Genomic DNA, 15,972 nt, shown 5'->3' on the forward strand with positions numbered 1-15,972 from the left:
CCCACTGGCTAGACCAGGTAAGACCCCTTGTAGATGACAAGGTAGATCGGTCCGAGGTGTAAGCGTGGCAACACGTTCAGCTGACGGATACGAATCGGTCGAGGACTTCTCCTGAGTCGCTTCGACTGGTGACAGGTTCTCATTCCGCATCCGGTTTTCAGGGTGCAACCCTGAATGATATAGGGTCTGGTGATGATGGCGGAGGGGACCCACCCGTTCCCATCCCGAACACGGAAGTTAAGCCCTCCAGCGCCGATGGTACTTGGGGCGAGAGCCCCTGGGAGAGTAGGACATCGCCGGGCAACAGAAACCACCCTCCTTCGATCCACAACGATCGGGGAGGGTGGTTTTTCTTTTGCTGGATTCACTGTTTTACCAAAGCCGATTTGAATATAATACACTATCCCCCGAATTCTGAAGGACAACCGTGATATAATGGAATAGACGAGGGGATCGGGGAATAATTCGGGATCAAACGGGGAATGAATGGATGAAAAACTTGAAAAGGTGGGTCGATCGTGCAAGAAAGGAATGATCAGATCCGCTGTCTGGTCTGCAAAGAGGGGTGCCAACAAGGGATCGCCGTGCTGGATGAGTTTATCTGCAAGGATTGTGAACAGGAAATAGTAAAAACTGACGTAAAGGATCAGAAATATCCGTACTTTGTCACGCGACTCAAAAATTTGTGGACCCATGGTCAAGGTCGATATGAACGGGGACTTTAAACAGTCCTCGTCTCTTTTTGGAGGGAGAAGGATGACGGAGGAAAAGCAGTACGTCGCACCTCTCTTTCAGGTGCTTCAACAGCATCAAAACGTGACGCAAGGAAATTTTCATGTACCGGGGCATAAGCAAGGAAAGGTGTTTGATGACAAAGCAGCATCGTTTTTTGGTGATCTGTTACCTTTGGACCTGACGGAAGTGGGGGAGTTAGACGATCTACATCAGCCTGTGGGTGCCATTGACCAAGCCCAGCAACTGGCGGCGGAAGCTTTTGATGCGGACCGCACCTTTTTTTTAGTAGGTGGAAGCACATCAGGAAATCTGGCCCTTATTCTCAGCTGTTGTCGTCCAGGTGAACGTCTGATCGTTCACCGCAGCTCTCATCAATCCGTTTTTCACGGCTGTATTTTAGCCGGGGCACGACCGGTGTTTATATCAGGAAGGGGGGAAATTCCCCAAGGGGGTCGACTGGAAGCGGAGGACCTTCGGTATGCTTTGCGCCGATATCCGGACGTCAAAGGGGTTTTTATCACCAGTCCCGATTATTTTGGACGGTTGCAACCTGTCGCTGAATTAGCGGAAATGTGTCATCGGTTTGGTGTACCCCTGTTGGTGGATGAGGCTCACGGGGCCCATTTTGGATTTCATCCTTCCCTTCCCCGACGTTCGATCGCATTAGGGGCGGATGCTGCTGTCCAGTCCACCCACAAGATGTTGCCGGCAATGACGATGGCCTCGATGCTCCACTTGCGAGGGAATCGGGTGGATCCGGACCGAGTCGGCCATTGGTTGAGAGTGGTCCAATCGAGCAGCCCCTCCTATCCCTTGATGGCTTCTCTCGATCTGGCTCGGCGCTTGATGGCGGTACAAGGGACTTCATTGTTGGAGCAAGCTTTGGAGAGGGCCACCCTGATTCGCCAAGGCATTTCTACCTTGACCCATTTGCGAGAGGAGTTTATTCCCGGCAATGATCCCTTGAAATTAAATATTCGTGCCCGTCGCAAGATTTCGGGGTACCGACTTCAGGAGGGATTAGAGCGACGGGGGTTATTTATGGAGATGGCTGATCATGAGAAGGTGCTGGCGGTGTTGACTCCTGGGACAAGCCCGTTGGAAGGGGAGCGGATGGTAGAAGCTTTGGCAGAGTGGGATCAGGCGGTGGGTAAAATGGAGGAAGATGAGCCTGTACCGATGCCGTCGATCCCACCGGTGATGGAGAGCGAAGTTTCATTGGATAGCCTCCGAACTCTTCCGGAGTCAGTGGTGGCCTTGACCGATGCTGAAGGAAAGATTGCCACCCGGATGGTGACCCCTTATCCGCCGGGGGTACCGCTGTTGCTTCCGGGGGAGCGGGTGGGACGACAACAGCTGGATCGAATTCTCCACATTCTCCGGCACGGGGGTCGTGTCCGGGGATTGCTGGCCGGTTCCCCCCAAAAAATGTACGTGATAAAATAAATCAAAAGAGATCAACCTTGGAGGAGCACTGGTGAGGGGTTTATTGATTACACTGGAAGGACCGGAGGGAGCGGGGAAAACTACCCAAGCCCTTCGGCTAAAAGCATATCTCGAGGCGCGCAAAATTCCTGTTATCCACACTCGTGAGCCGGGAGGGACCCCGATCGGCGATCGGATTCGTGAAATCCTGCTGGATCCACAGGCATCGGAGATGAGTCTGCGGGCGGAAATTTTGCTTTACGCGGCATCAAGAGCCCAGCTAGTGGATCAGTTGATCCGTCCCGCCCTAAAAGCGGGTAAAACCGTCATCTGCGATCGCTATGTCGACTCCAGTATCGTTTATCAGGCATATGGTGCCGAAGGGGATCATGAAGAAGTGGTCGAAGTAAACCGGATGGCTACCGGAGCGTTGGTTCCCGATCGAACCTACCTCTTGGACCTCCCGCTGGAGGAGGGCGATCGACGGTTAAAAGAGCGGGGTAACCGGAAAGACCGGATGGAATTGAAGGAGGCGGCTTTTCACCAACGGGTGCGGGAGGGATTCCTCAAGCTGGCGCAAAAAGCGCCGGAACGCTTCTGTGTTCTCGACGCCACAGAAGCTCCGGATCAAGTATTTCAACGAATTACCGGGGACCTTACAAAACTCCAGCATGGAGGAAGTGATTTAAAATGAAGAAATTGGTGATTGCCGTTGTCCAGGATAAGGATAGCAGCCGCCTGTCCGATGCGCTGGTAAAACAAAACCTCCGCGCCACCAAATTGGCCAGCACAGGCAGCTTTTTAAAATCGGGCAATACGACCTTTATGATCGGGGTTGAGGAGGACCGGGTAGACAGTGTGTTGAAATTGATCCAGGATAATTGTCGCTCCCGAAAACAGATAATGTCTCCGATTACCTCGATGGGAACCAATGCCGAAGGTTATGTACCTTATCCCGTCGAAGTGGAAGTGGGCGGGGCCACGGTATTTGTCCTCCCTGTCGACCAGTTTCTCCAGTTTTAATTCGCAGGGGTGAACGAGATGTCTTTAAAAGAGGTGGCCGGTCAAGAACGGGTGATTCGGCTGTTGAAAAACGCCCTGAAAAACCAACGGGTGGCTCATGCCTACTGTTTTTGTGGCCCGGAAGGAACAGGGAAGGAGAAAACAGCGATCGAATGGGCCAAAGCGCTCAACTGTGAACAACCGGGCGACGACGCTTGTGACCGTTGTCGTTCCTGCCGGCGAATCTCCCATGGTAATCACCCGGATGTGATCTTGCCGGAACGGGATGGACAAACCATCGGCATCGGACAGATCCGGGAATTGCAGCGGAGATTTTCTTACAGTCCTCCGGCAGGGACCACACGCGTATTAATTCTGCGGCATGCGGAGACGCTGACATTACAAGCAGCTAATAGCCTTCTCAAATTTTTGGAGGAACCGGCGAGTCGCTGGGTCGCCATTCTGTTGACCGAAAATGTGCATAACCTTCCCCCGACGGTCTTGTCCCGTTGTCAGCTGATTCGATTCCAGCCTCTCCACCCCCGACGGATTGAGGCGGCGCTGATCGAAGAAAGCGTGAATCCCGGGGCCGCCCGAGTTGCGGCTCATCTGTCCTCCAGTGTGAGTGAAGCCCGTCGGCTGGTTGAGCGGGACGAGTTTGCCCCTTTTTGCGAGCGAGTGATAAAATGGATAGGGGATATCGTCTCCGGAAAACTGGATCCCTTCGTGGAGGTACAAACCGAATGGCTGGCGAGGGATACCGACCGGGAGGATATACAGCTTCTGCTCGGTTTGGCTCTGCTCTGGTTGCGTGATCTGCAACACCGCCAGCTGGGTATGGAAGAGCCTCCTGTCTTCTCGGAAAACGACGATTCCCTCCGGCGCCAGGCGTCCAAATGGACACATTCCGGCCTGCTGAACGCGATGGACGCGGTCATTCAAGCCCAGAAGGCTTTGACCGGTCCGGTTCAACCCCAGGCGGTGCTGGAACAGATGGTACTGGCCATGCAAGGGGGATTTGATCATGTTGTCAGTCGTGGGCGTCCGTTTCAGACAAGCGGGTAAAATATATTATTTTGATCCGGGATCGCTTCCGATCAAAAAAGACGATGCGGTCATTGTTGAAACTGTTCGCGGAGTCGAATTTGGAACGGTGGTGACTGGAATCCGTCATGTGACGGAAGAAGAAGTGGTACTGCCGTTGAAAGAAGTGATCCGGATCGCTTCTCCCAAAGATGTTGAGCAGATGGAAAAAAACCGGGCTGCTTCCCGGGAAGCGTTGTCCATCTGCAACGAGAAGATCAAAAACCACAAGTTGGGGATGAAACTTGTGGATGCGGAGTACACCTTTGACCGGAACAAGATCATCTTTTATTTCACTGCCGACGGTCGAGTCGATTTCCGGGAACTGGTTCGCGATTTGGCCTCTATTTTCCGGACCCGGATCGAGTTGCGTCAGATCGGTGTTCGGGACGAAGCGAAGATGCTCGGCGGGATCGGCCCCTGTGGGCGGGTTCTCTGTTGTTCCTCTTTTCTCGGGGATTTTGAGCCGGTATCGATCAAGATGGCCAAGGATCAGAATCTGTCGCTCAATCCGGCAAAAATCTCCGGTCTCTGCGGTCGTTTGATGTGTTGCTTGAAATACGAAAATGACAACTACGTGGAGGCCAAACAAAAAATGCCGGATGTGGGCACACAGGTGACGACACCGGAAGGCGTTGGCCGTGTGGTAGTGCTCAACCTTCTGGAACGTCGGGTGCAGGTGGAATTGTCCGAATCGGGACGGACGGTGGAGCATCCGGCGGAAGAAGTTACAGCCCAGGCATAGTCCGGACCTCGCTTGTAGAAGGCCGGTCCTGGGAGATCCTGAACAGACGGCGGGTGATTTGAGGTGGGGGGCTTGGACAAGCAGGCCATTTTATCCCGGATGACCCAGATCGATGACCAAATCGGGGAATTGTATAAAGAGCTGGGCGGGTTGAAGGAACAAATTGTTCAAATGCTGGAGGAAAATACCCGTCTAGTCCTGGAAAACGAAGCGTTAAGAGAACAGTTGGACCAGCTGAAGTCCGGTGATCAGCCGGATCCTGCACCTGTTGAGACCAGAGGAGAAGGACACGATAATCTGGCCCGCCTCTACCATGAAGGTTTTCACATCTGTAATGTTCATTACGGAAATATGCGCGGCAATGGAGACTGCCTGTTTTGTCTCTCCTTTCTAAATAAAACCTCCCAAGAGGAGAAATGAGTTTGGCCCAACAGGGGTTGGGACTCAGCCTTATCAAGTGCCGGGTACCGGCACTTTTCTTTCTGTCACGGGAGGGAGAACATGTCAAAAAAGGAGTATGTCTTATACATACTGGAGTGTGCCGACGGAACACTGTATACCGGGATCACCAATCACTTGTCAAAACGGATCCAGCAGCATGAGAGAGGCAACGGAGCCAAATACACCCGGGGGCGGGGGCCGTTTTCCCTGGTCTGGACGGAAGAGGGCCTTACCCGTTCCGAGGCGTTGGTCAGGGAGCGGGAGATCAAAAAGTTGAGCCGAAGACAGAAGTTGGCGATGATCGGGAAGGGGATGGCCGACGATGCGACAAAAAAGTTTTGAAGAGGCAGGGGGCAAGCTCTATGTGGTGGGAACGCCGATTGGAAACCTGGGGGATTTGAGCGACCGTGTGCGGCAAGTGTTGGCATCGTGCGATCGGGTAGCGGCAGAAGATACCCGTCATACCCGCAAACTGCTCTCTCACTTGGATCTGTCGGTGCCATCGATAAGTTATCATGAGCATAATCGCTACTCCCGCCTTTCGGAATTAATCGAAGGGCTTCGAGGAGGCGAGCGGATTGCCTTGGTGAGTGACGCGGGTATGCCGGGGTTGTCCGATCCAGGAGAGGAACTGATTCGGGAAGCGGTGGAAGAAGGGATCCCTGTAATTCCCATTCCCGGTCCCAATGCGGCTTTGTCCGCTGTCGTCGCCTCGGGGTTATCGCCACAGCCCTTTGTGTTTATCGGTTTTCTCCCCCGCCATGGAAAGGAGCGAATCGGAGAGCTGAAAAAATGGGCACCGACTCCGGCCACCCTGGTCTTTTATGAAGCTCCCCACCGAATCCAGCCGATGTTGAAAGATGTGAAAGAGGTGCTTGGCGACCGGCGGGTGGCGGTGGCGCGGGAGTTGACGAAAAGGCACGAAGAGTGGTTGCGGGGTACCGTTTCCGATTGCTTAACCTGGTTTCAGCAGGAAAAGCCTCGCGGCGAGATGACGGTGGTAGTGGAAGGTGCTTCGGAAGAGGGGGCAAAGGAAAAGACAAAACCCTGGTGGGAGGCATTAACCGTTACCGAACACGTGGACTGGCACGTCCACCGGGGAAAGGGTAAAAAAGAGGCGATCAAAGCGGTCGCTCTTGAACGCTCCTTGCCGAAGAGGGAAGTGTATCATACATACCATCGAGGGGACGAATCGGCCGGGAATCCGTAGAAAAGGACTTCGGTAGTAAAAAAGCGAATGTTACCTTTGGATGGCTTTCTTCGCCAAGCGCCGAAAAATCAAGGGGGCGGCGCTCTAAAAGCGGGACGGCCTTCATAATGTGTAATAATCTGAAATCTCTTGGGGGTGTAACGATTGAAAGCAGTGTTTGGAAAGTTGCAACAGGTGGGTAAGGCCTTGATGCTTCCTATCGCAGTCATGCCTGCGGCGGCGATTTTGATGTCGCTGGGGGTATTGATCAATACCCTGGCGGACCAATTTGCCGTGGAGGGTACTTGGCTCACACAAGTGGGTGACACCATGGTTGCAGGGGCCGACGGGATTTTGGGCTTTTTGCCTCTTCTTTTTGCCGTCGGTGTCGCCGTCGGGTTGAGCGGCAGTTCCGGTGCGGCTGGATTGGCTGCGGTGACCGGTTATATGGTGCTCAATTCGATTGTCGGCATGAATGTGGCTCCGCCGGACAACGGGGAATGGCAGGTGAAACTGGATCAGACGGGTGTTCTCGGCGGGATTATCACGGGCCTGATCACTGCTTATCTGTACAAACGCTTTCATGATATCCAATTGCCGGACTGGCTTCAATTTTTCGGCGGCAAACGCTTTGTTCCCATCATCACTTCCTTTGTTATGTTTTTGGTGGGCATCTTGTTTCTCTTTATCTGGCCTCCTATCGAAGCGGGGATCGATGCGGTCGGCAATTGGGTGATCGGGGCTGGTGCTGTGGGACTCTTCGGCTTCGGTGTGCTGAACCGCCTGTTGATTCCTTTGGGCCTTCACCATATCTTTAATGCCGTCGCCTGGTTCCAGTTGGGCAAATATGAAACGCCCGGCGGTGATGTGGTGACTGGCGATCTTTACCGCTTTTTGGCCGGAGACCCCTCCGCGGGCATGTTTATGGCTGGTTTCTTTCCGGTCATGATGTTTGCCTTGCCGGCTGCCTGTCTGGCGATGATTCACGAGGCAAAACCGTCCCAGCGGGCTGTGGTCGGTGGGGTGCTCGGCAGTGCTGCTCTCACGTCGTTTATGACGGGGATCACAGAGCCGATCGAATTTGCTTTTATGTTTCTGGCTCCGGTCCTCTATCTGATCCATGCGGTGTTGACCGGGACCTCAATGGCCCTGATGTACCTTTTGGATGTGAAACATGGGTTTGGTTTTTCAGCGGGATTGATCGATTACGTGGTCAATTTTCACCTGTCCCACAATGCTTGGTGGATTCTTCCGATCGGTCTCGCTTATGCCGTCATCTATTACGGGGTGTTCCGATTGGCTATCCGTCGGTTTAACTTGCCCACACCGGGGCGAATGGAGGAATCGAAACCCCAAGAAGCGACGACAGACTCGACCCAGGATGACTCCTCCAATCATCTGGATCGTCTCGCTCGGGACGTGTTGGCGGCGATAGGAGGAGAGGAGAATGTGGAGGGATTGGATGCCTGTATCACCCGTCTGCGGATGACGCTCAAAGACGAAGAACCTTTGGATGAGGCTCGGTTGAAAGAACTGGGAGCTTCCGGGGTGATCCGAGTCGGGCCTGGTTATTACCAAGCCGTGTTCGGTACTCAATCAGAGCTGCTGAAAGAGCGGATTCTCCGTTTGATCGGGCGTGAATCCTCCTGATGAGCCAAAAAACGAATCGTATTTTGGATCTGGATCCGGCCGCGCTCACCCGTTTGTCCGGCCGGGGGCTGTTGGCCGCAATCCGGGCCGCCGAGGGGCGGACGGTGCTGGCGGAAACAGTGGTCACGGTGCCCCCGTTGGTGGATGGTTGCAGCAATCCCGAGTTGGCCGCCGCTTTCGGCGCCGATTTGATTCTGCTCAATCTGTATGATGTGAACCGGCCCGCCGTGGCCGGTTTCCCCGCGCGCAAAGGGACGGGCCCTGACCCGAAGCTTTTGAAAGAGTTCGGCCTATCGGGTGTGGAAGAGGTGATGGGTTGGGGGATGACCGCCGGCGAGATTCGCCGAATCGCCGGTCGCCCGGTGGGGATCAATCTGGAGCCGATTCCGGAAGGAGAGTTGCCAAAAGGCTTTGCGCCGGGGCGCAGGGCGACGGCGGGGAATGCTCGCAAAGCGGTGGAACAGGGAGTCGACTTCTTGGTTCTGACGGGGAATCCTGGCACCGGGGTTACCTGGTCCGCTGTCGCCGCACAGGTCCGCTGCATTCGGGAAGAGCTGGGGCGGGATCTGCCGGTGATGGCGGGAAAGATGCATGGTGCGGGTACCTGGGAAAACCAGGACGTCTGGCTGGAGGAATCCGTGCTGGAGGAGCTGGCTAAAGCAGGTTTGGATGTGTTATTGCTGCCTCAATCCGGAACAGTTCCCGGGGTGACACCGGATCATGTGAAGCAATGGGTGGATCGCGCTCACCGCTTCGGAATGATGGTTATGCTAACCGTCGGCACTTCCCAGGAAGGGGCGGCACCAACCGTGTTGGAACGGCTGGCTTTGGATGGCAAAGCCGCCGGCGGGGATGTGCTTCATATCGGGGATGCCGGTTTTGCCGGTATGGCTCCCCCGGAAAATATCATGGCTTACTCCATCGCCCTGCGGGGCAAGCGGCATACTTATCGCCGGATGGGCCAGTCTCTTACACGCCCGTCGCGCTTCAAATAATAACCGATTCAACTCAAAAAGGACCCTCCGGCGGGGGTCCTTTTTGAGCGGAAAATTTATCTTGCCTGTCTGCTTTCCGCGGAATCGCGATCAGGCTTTAACGCCTTCCTCTTCCTTCAGCAGCTCGTACATTTCTTCAATGCATTTCTTGCTGACCACTTTGTTTTTGTACCGGACGGTCTCGTCCACTTCGCCGGTGAAGATGCACGCCGGTTCGTACTTTTTCAACACGATCCGTTCTCCGTCGACATAGATTTCCAGGGCATCCTTCTCTCCGATTCCCAAGGTGCGACGAAGTTCAATCGGGATTACGACCCGGCCCAGTTCATCGACTTTACGGACAATTCCGGTAGATTTGAGCATTGCGAATGTCTCCTCTCACTTTTTGGTCTGTTTTTTTGGTCTTGGTCTCGAAGCCGTCAAATTTCGACAGCGGCGATTACCATCATCATACCAGCGATTCCCATAACAGTCAATATAACAGACAACGAAATATTATACAAAATATCAGAAGTCTCTGCAGGCATCTAATCATCCGAAGCTTCGATAGACTGGGAGTGGGCAGACGGGATTCTTGTTTTCTTGTAAACTGGAAAAAAGATAGGTTGTTCACGTCGGAGGCGAGGAGGGATGATGTTGCTTCCGGTATCCGAAAAGTTACGGCAGAAGCTGGAGGAGACCAACCGAGATCTGCGGAAAGTTTATCCTGAAGAAGTGTTTAACCGGTCGGCGATGAAGGAGCGCCTGGCCACCATCGGCCAGTTTAGCCAGGTGTCCAAGTGGTCCGGACCGGAGATGAAGGCGTGGCTGAGGGGACGTTCCCTGGTGGGTGTCGATGGTTCTGTCAACTCCACCCCCGGCACCCATCCGCACACCTTGTCCGTTTTTCAGGCCCTAGCCAAAGGGACAGGCGGTGAAGAGTACTGGGCCGCCGATCTATATACCCCTCTGCTGGAGAAGGAAGAAAAACCGGAGGAAGGGCAGTTGGCACGGGAAGCTCAACACCGGGGTCGGCTGTTGGCCGGACTGGAAATTGGGACGGCGCTGGAAGCGGTCCGGCGTTGGAGTCCCGGGGTGATCCTGATGGACGGGTCCTTGTATCATTTTCGTATCGATCATGGAAAAGCGTGGGAAGAGTTGGCCAATGAAGCGGAGAAGGCCGGGGTGTTGCTGGTCGGTGTATCGGAGGAGATCGGAACCCAGGCGTTGGCTCGAACACTTTTTCCCGGCCAGGGGAATTATTCGGACCGGGAGGTGCTGTTCGGGGTGATGCAGCCGGGGGAAGTTTATATATCGCCGGAACTGGAGCCGCCGGGCAGCGGTTTGTGGAAGGCAGTGCTCGCCCCCACCCGGAATCCGCAGCCGGTAGGTGTGGACGGGTTGTTGAGCCAGTCTGCTGCCCGTGAGGAGTTGCTTCGTCTCGTCTATTCTTTGACACCGGTTCAAGGGCGGGGCATCCCTTTGTGGTTGGATATCGTGGACCAGGAGGTGCGGGTGACCGACTCCCTGGTGGAGGCGATGGTGGAGCAGCATATTGATCCGGATTTGCGCCACCGGCTGCTGGTCCCTAAACGGAGCGATCGGGTTCTCTGATCCATGCACGCGATGGGAGAAATAAAGAAGGGAGAAAGGGGAAACCGATATGCAAGTAGTTGGTGTGACCACCCAGCAGGAGGTTTATGTAGCGAGTAAAGACCGGAAATTTCGGATCAATGAAATTCTGGTGATTGAAGATGAGATGTTGGACCATCCCAAAGGTGAAGTGGTGGAAACCCTGTCTTACAACCGGTTGATTCCTATGGGACTGGATAAAACCGTCGTCGATACGGAAGTGATCCGCTCCCTTGAGCAGATCGGCTACGATATTGGATCCGATGAGGTGAATCTGGCAAAACTGCGCCTCTTTTCGGAGGCGCCTCACCCGGTTCGCACCGGTTGCGGGGTGCGGTCTCCCCGCTTCGAAGAGGTGCGGAGGTTTCTGGTGAATACGACCCCGGAGAGAGGGTTGATTCTCGGGGAGATTCGGGGGACGGAATCCCTCGGGGAGACGTTGGACGAGGATTTGCGGGATCGGGTTCAGCTGTTGGAGGAGGGTCAATTGCATCCCCAGCGCGGCGTCCCCTTTCTGTTCGATATCCAGTCCATGCAGCAATATCCCCATATCGGTATTTTTGGGGGATCAGGCTCCGGAAAGTCCTTCGGTCTGCGGGTGATGCTGGAAGAGTTGATGAAGTTGTCCATCCCCACCTTGGTTTTCGATCCACACTTTGAAATGCAGTTCGCCGAGCGCATGGCTGCATGGGGGGACGGGGCACCGGACTTGGATGATCGTTGGTTATCGGTACAGGTGGGTCAGGAGGTGGGCATACGCTTTTCCGATCTCTCCACCCGGGATGTGGTCAGTCTGATCGGAGCGGCAGGCGGCAGTCTGTCCGAGTCGATGGTCAATGTGATTCAATCTCTTCACCGGCGCCGGGATTCCTATCCATCCTTCAGTGACCGCCTCCACAATGTGGCTCAGGCGATCGAAGAAGGGGTCCAAGGACTGAAGAAGCGTCTCAGGGAAGATGATTTGACCCCGACGGAGGTGGAGCGGGTCAAAGACTTGATCGAGCTGCATCAACAGTATGGCAGCCTGCCTCTGGCGTCGGTCAAAGGGGTTCAGTGGCGGTTGAACCGGCTGGACAAGGCGGGGCTGTTCCAGCAGGATATCCGGCCGATCGAGCAAGGGCTGGAGCAAGGCCGTCTGGTGGTGGTTCAGGGACCTTCCTGGGTGCTGCAGGTCTTTTCTACTTATGTGATCGGCGCCCTCTACCGCAAGCGCAGGGACTACAAGGATGCCCGCATGAACGGGGAGGAGGGGACTTTTTTCCCTCCCTTTGTCACGGTGACCGACGAAGCCCACAACTTCGCCCCCAAAGGGGTGGATTCCCCGCCTAAGATGATTCTGAAGGAGATTGCTCAGGAAGGACGGAAATATGGAGCCTTCCTGATCCTGGCCACCCAGCGGCCCACCCTGTTGGATGAGACGGTGACAGCCCAGCTAAACACCAAATTTGTCTTTCGGACCGTGCGGGGTACGGATATCGCCACTCTGCGAGAGGAGACCGATTTGACAGCGGAGGAGGGCAAAAGGCTTCCCTATCTCCGTTCCGGAGATACCTTTGTCTCTTCGGCTCTCTTCGGCCGTACGGTATTTGTGCGCATTCGAGCGGCTTACACCGACAGCCCCCATGTGGACAATCCCTTTGAGGAGTTGAAAGCGGTGAAAGCCGACCGGGACGACCGGGTGCTCCACGTGATTCAGGAGCGGCTGCCCCTCTTTGACACCGACTTACTGGACGCCGTTAGCCTCATCAATCGGGAATGCGGTCTGGACTGGGATGTGGACCGGTTGAAACAGGAGCTGGAAGAATGGTCGAAAATGGGGCGGATTGTAAAAAAGGAATCCCCCTTCGTCACTCGGTATGATGCCAAATGAGAAAGGGGAGGGACATGGTCGAGGAGAAGCGGATTCGGCGGGCCCGGGTTGGAGAGGAAAAGGTGCTGACGGATTTGGCCATCCGATCCAAGGCTCATTGGGGCTATGATGAAGCCTTTATGGCTGCCTGCCGGGAGGAATTGACGATGACGCCGGAGCGGATGCGACACCAGGTGGAAGTGGCGGTGGAAGCGGATCGGATCGTCGCCTTTATTGAACTCGTTCCCGAGGGAGAAGAAGGGGTGATGCGGCTCGTCTCTCTCTTCGTCGATCCCGCCTTTATGGGCCGGGGCTGGGGTCGGCGCCTGTGGGAGCGGTCCGTAGCCATCGCCCGGGGAATGGGGTGTCGGGCGATGATTTGGGATGCGGATCCATTCGCAGAAGGATTTTACCGCCGCATGGGCGGACGTCGGATCGAGGAGGTCCCGTCCGGGTCGATTCCGGGAAGGAGGTTGCCCCGGATGCGCATCGACTGGTGATTGTGGTCAATTATTTCTGTTCAGTTGTAAGGCATAATTTTTTTGTCTATAATGGTTTTTGAGAAAAACGATCCCATCCATTCGATGACGGGGAAGAGTAACCTGGAGCGCCCATGACAGAGAGCCGGGGAAGGTGAAAGCCGGTATGGGTGCAAAAGGTGAACATGGCCCCCGAGAACCCACTCTGAAGCCGCCGGTGTGTAGGGGTGGGCGTACCCGTCGTTACCGGGACAGTGTGATCACTGTTAGAGGGTGTCTGCCGTGAGGCGGCACTAAACTTGGGTGGTACCGCGTGAGGAGAATCTCTCGCCCCATGGCTGGGTGAGGGTTTTTTTGTGCCCCTTCAGTACTTTGTTCTGCCTGGGGATCGAGTGCCCCAGTTCCGTCGCACCAGAGGGTACCTTTCGCCGGGGCCCTTCGTTTCCGGCTTCGCTATGCCGTCCGGCATGGAGGGGATTGTGGCCAATCATCCTGCTTCGGGGGCTGCGGGGTTCGATGCTTCATCTGCTTAAAGGCGCCGGCTCATCCCATGGGTGTGCCTTTGGTGCAAAAGCTCTCCTTTGGGAGATACACAACGGTCTCCCTTCCAAGATGAATATTCCGGAAAAGGCCTTAGACTCTTAACGAGGAGCGATTGCCGTGACCAAGCCTTCTTTTTACATCACCACACCGATTTATTACCCCAATGACAAACTGCATATCGGCCACGCTTACACTACGGTGGCGGGGGATGCCATGGCCCGCTACAAACGGTTGCGTGGTTACGATGTGATGTATTTGACGGGAACCGACGAACACGGACAAAAGATCCAGCGGCGTGCGGAAGAAAAAGGGCAAGAGCCGCAGGCTTTTGTCGATGGCATCGTCCAAGGGATCCGGGATCTGTGGGACAAACTGGAGATCTCCTATGATGACTTTATCCGGACAACGGAGGACCGCCACAAACAGGTGGCTCAGAAGCTGTTTCAAAGGCTGCTGGACCAGGGGGACATCTATTTGGATGAGTATGAGGGTTGGTATTGCACGCCCTGTGAATCCTTCTGGACAGAACGGCAGCTGGAAGAGGGAAACTGCCCCGACTGCGGACGCCCGGTGGAGAAGGTCCGGGAGGAATCTTACTTCTTTCGCATGGGCAGATATGCCGACCGCCTGCTGAAGTATTACGAAGAAAACCCCGGCTTTATCCAGCCGGAGTCCAGGAAAAACGAGATGGTACAAAACTTCATCAAACCGGGTCTGGAGGATCTGGCCGTCTCCCGCACCACCTTTGACTGGGGAATCCCGGTGCCGGGCAACCCCAAACATGTTATGTATGTTTGGATCGACGCCTTGACCAACTACATCTCGGCGCTGGGCTACGGCACAGAGGAGGATGCCCGCTACCAGACCTACTGGCCAGCCGATGTCCACCTGGTGGGTAAAGATATCGTCCGTTTCCATGCCATTTACTGGCCGATCACTCTGATGGCGCTAGATCTACCCTTGCCCAAACATATCTTCGGTCATGGGTTTTTCATGATGAAAGACGGCAAAATGTCTAAGTCCAAAGGCAATGTAGTCGACCCTGTGCCGTTGGTGGATCGTTACGGGTTGGATCCGGTGCGTTATTATCTGTTGCGTGAGGTGCCCTTCGGCGATGATGGCGTCTTTACACCGGAAGGATTCGTGGAACGGACCAACGCCGACCTGGCCAATGATTTGGGCAATCTTCTTCACCGCACCCTCAAGATGGTGAACAAATATAACGGGGGTGTCATTCCAGAGCGGGTGCCTCATGCCACCGGCGAAGAGGAGAAGTTGGAGAAACTGGCCAAAGAGACGGTGCAAAAAGTGGAGGCGGCCATGGACCAGATGCGCTTTTCCGTGGCGTTGGTCTCCATCTGGGAGCTGGTGCGGGGCACCAACCGTTACCTGGAGGCGACGATGCCCTGGGAGCTGGCCAAGGATCCGGAGAAAAAGGAGATCCTGGGCTCAGTCCTATATCATGTGGTGGAAAGCCTGCGCATGGTCAGCATCATGATTCAACCCTTCCTGGTGAAGACGCCGGCTCGCATGTGGGAGCAGTTGGGTCTTGCTGACGGGGAATTTACGTCCTGGGAAAGCTTGTACCGTTTCGGCTCTTATCCCGCTGGAACCAAGGTGCAAAAAGGGAAACCCCTCTTCCCCCGCTTGGAAGTGGAGGAGGAAGCCAAGGCCATCGTGCGGATGATGGGAGGTACCCCCGTCGGTGAATCCGGGGAATCCGATCAACCGAAGCAGAAGGAAGAAGCGAAGGAGCAGCCGACCGATCTGGAAGAGACCATCACCATCGACGACTTTTCCAGAGTGGATCTCCGAGTGGCGCGAGTACTGGAAGCGGAAAAAGTAAAGGGGGCCGACCGCCTCTTAAAACTCCAGCTGGATCTCGGTTTTGAACAGCGCCAGGTGGTCTCCGGAATCGCCCAGCATTATTCGCCGGAGGAGCTGATCGGCAAGAAGGTGGTCGTGGTCGCCAACCTGAAACCTGTCAAGCTGCGCGGGGAGCGGTCCCAAGGAATGATCCTCGCCGGAACCGAGGGCGACCGGGTGGTTGTTTCCACTGTCCCAGATGGGCTTTCTGAGGGAACACGTCTGAAATAAATTAAAGTCCTCCCTCAAGCGGAGGGCTTTTTCTGCTGAATTTTTCTGGAGAAGTCCCCGTTTTTTGTGGAATCCCTGTGTCGGTTGGCAGGGACTGGGTTTTCGTGGGTCGAAAAGGAGAAGGAGAA

The 15,972-nt window shown here is 55.1% G+C and carries 16 protein-coding genes, 2 rRNA genes and 1 other annotated feature; of the genes, 17 read left to right on the forward strand and 1 reads right to left on the reverse strand.

Annotated elements, in window-relative coordinates; all coding sequences use genetic code 11:
• From BLP91_RS13190 to BLP91_RS13250, 13 genes are all read left to right on the forward strand, one after another.
• Positions 1–114, forward strand: a 23S ribosomal RNA gene (locus tag BLP91_RS13190); the annotation flags it as partial.
• A 71-nt stretch (positions 115–185) separates the two neighbouring features.
• Positions 186–302: ribosomal RNA gene (gene rrf, locus BLP91_RS13195) — 5S ribosomal RNA — on the forward strand.
• Positions 303–518: 216 nt separating this feature from the next.
• Positions 519–725, forward strand: coding sequence for a sigma factor G inhibitor Gin (locus tag BLP91_RS13200; protein WP_091571993.1), 207 nt, complete (start codon positions 519–521; stop codon positions 723–725).
• Between the two features lie 31 nt (positions 726–756).
• On the forward strand, positions 757–2,181 hold the full coding sequence (locus BLP91_RS13205) for an aminotransferase class I/II-fold pyridoxal phosphate-dependent enzyme (protein ID WP_176757981.1): 1,425 nt from the start codon (positions 757–759) through the stop codon (positions 2,179–2,181).
• Between the two features lie 31 nt (positions 2,182–2,212).
• On the forward strand, positions 2,213–2,854 hold the full coding sequence (tmk, locus tag BLP91_RS13210; RefSeq protein WP_091572000.1) for a dTMP kinase: 642 nt from the start codon (positions 2,213–2,215) through the stop codon (positions 2,852–2,854).
• The gene (locus BLP91_RS13215) at positions 2,851–3,183 is read left to right on the forward strand and encodes a cyclic-di-AMP receptor (RefSeq protein ID WP_091572002.1); all 333 of its coding nucleotides are present in this window, start codon (positions 2,851–2,853) and stop codon (positions 3,181–3,183) included. The genes tmk and BLP91_RS13215 overlap by 4 nt, the downstream gene beginning before the upstream one ends.
• An 18-nt stretch (positions 3,184–3,201) precedes the next feature.
• On the forward strand, positions 3,202–4,227 hold the full coding sequence (holB, locus tag BLP91_RS13220; protein ID WP_091572005.1) for a DNA polymerase III subunit delta': 1,026 nt from the start codon (positions 3,202–3,204) through the stop codon (positions 4,225–4,227).
• The gene (locus BLP91_RS13225; protein WP_091572008.1) at positions 4,187–4,990 is read left to right on the forward strand and encodes a PSP1 domain-containing protein; all 804 of its coding nucleotides are present in this window, start codon (positions 4,187–4,189) and stop codon (positions 4,988–4,990) included. The genes holB and BLP91_RS13225 overlap by 41 nt, the downstream gene beginning before the upstream one ends.
• Before the next feature lie 72 nt (positions 4,991–5,062).
• Positions 5,063–5,410: a DNA replication initiation control protein YabA gene (gene yabA, locus BLP91_RS13230; protein WP_091572010.1), complete on the forward strand. Its 348-nt coding sequence runs from the start codon at positions 5,063–5,065 to the stop codon at positions 5,408–5,410.
• Positions 5,411–5,491: 81 nt separating this feature from the next.
• Entirely contained in the window at positions 5,492–5,773 is a 282-nt protein-coding gene (locus BLP91_RS13235) for a GIY-YIG nuclease family protein (RefSeq protein WP_091572013.1), read from the forward strand.
• The gene (gene rsmI / locus BLP91_RS13240; protein ID WP_091572015.1) at positions 5,754–6,641 is read left to right on the forward strand and encodes a 16S rRNA (cytidine(1402)-2'-O)-methyltransferase; all 888 of its coding nucleotides are present in this window, start codon (positions 5,754–5,756) and stop codon (positions 6,639–6,641) included. The genes BLP91_RS13235 and rsmI overlap by 20 nt, the downstream gene beginning before the upstream one ends.
• Before the next feature lie 153 nt (positions 6,642–6,794).
• A complete protein-coding gene (locus BLP91_RS13245) occupies positions 6,795–8,270 on the forward strand; it encodes a PTS transporter subunit EIIC (protein ID WP_091572178.1) in 1,476 nt (491 codons plus the stop codon).
• Positions 8,270–9,265 (forward strand): DUF7916 family protein, encoded by a 996-nt coding sequence (locus BLP91_RS13250; protein WP_091572018.1) that lies wholly within the window; start codon positions 8,270–8,272, stop codon positions 9,263–9,265. Before BLP91_RS13245 ends, BLP91_RS13250 begins: the two co-directional genes overlap by 1 nt.
• A gap of 90 nt (positions 9,266–9,355) precedes the next feature.
• Here the strand turns inward: BLP91_RS13250 and BLP91_RS13255 are convergent, their stop codons facing one another.
• The gene (locus BLP91_RS13255) at positions 9,356–9,628 is read right to left on the reverse strand and encodes an AbrB/MazE/SpoVT family DNA-binding domain-containing protein (RefSeq protein ID WP_091572021.1); all 273 of its coding nucleotides are present in this window, start codon (positions 9,626–9,628) and stop codon (positions 9,356–9,358) included.
• 273 nt (positions 9,629–9,901) lie between these two features.
• Here BLP91_RS13255 and BLP91_RS13260 point away from each other — a divergent pair, with 273 nt between their 5' ends.
• From BLP91_RS13260 to metG, 4 genes are all read left to right on the forward strand, one after another.
• Positions 9,902–10,858 carry a DNA double-strand break repair nuclease NurA gene (locus tag BLP91_RS13260; RefSeq protein ID WP_176757982.1) on the forward strand — a complete coding sequence of 319 codons (957 nt, stop codon included), beginning with the start codon at positions 9,902–9,904 and terminating at the stop codon, positions 10,856–10,858.
• A 49-nt stretch (positions 10,859–10,907) separates the two neighbouring features.
• Positions 10,908–12,746, forward strand: a complete 1,839-nt coding sequence (locus BLP91_RS13265) for an ATP-binding protein (protein ID WP_091572026.1) — start codon at positions 10,908–10,910, stop codon at positions 12,744–12,746.
• A 14-nt stretch (positions 12,747–12,760) separates the two neighbouring features.
• Entirely contained in the window at positions 12,761–13,225 is a 465-nt protein-coding gene (locus tag BLP91_RS13270; protein WP_091572029.1) for a GNAT family N-acetyltransferase, read from the forward strand.
• Positions 13,226–13,300: 75 nt separating this feature from the next.
• Positions 13,301–13,542: a binding site (T-box leader), on the forward strand.
• Between the two features lie 322 nt (positions 13,543–13,864).
• On the forward strand, positions 13,865–15,844 hold the full coding sequence (gene metG / locus BLP91_RS13275) for a methionine--tRNA ligase (RefSeq protein WP_091572032.1): 1,980 nt from the start codon (positions 13,865–13,867) through the stop codon (positions 15,842–15,844).
• The last annotated feature ends 128 nt before the right edge of the window (positions 15,845–15,972 follow it).

It is taken from the genome of Melghirimyces thermohalophilus, from assembly GCF_900102685.1.
Taxonomy (GTDB): Bacteria; Bacillota; Bacilli; order Thermoactinomycetales; family DSM-45169; genus Melghirimyces; species Melghirimyces thermohalophilus.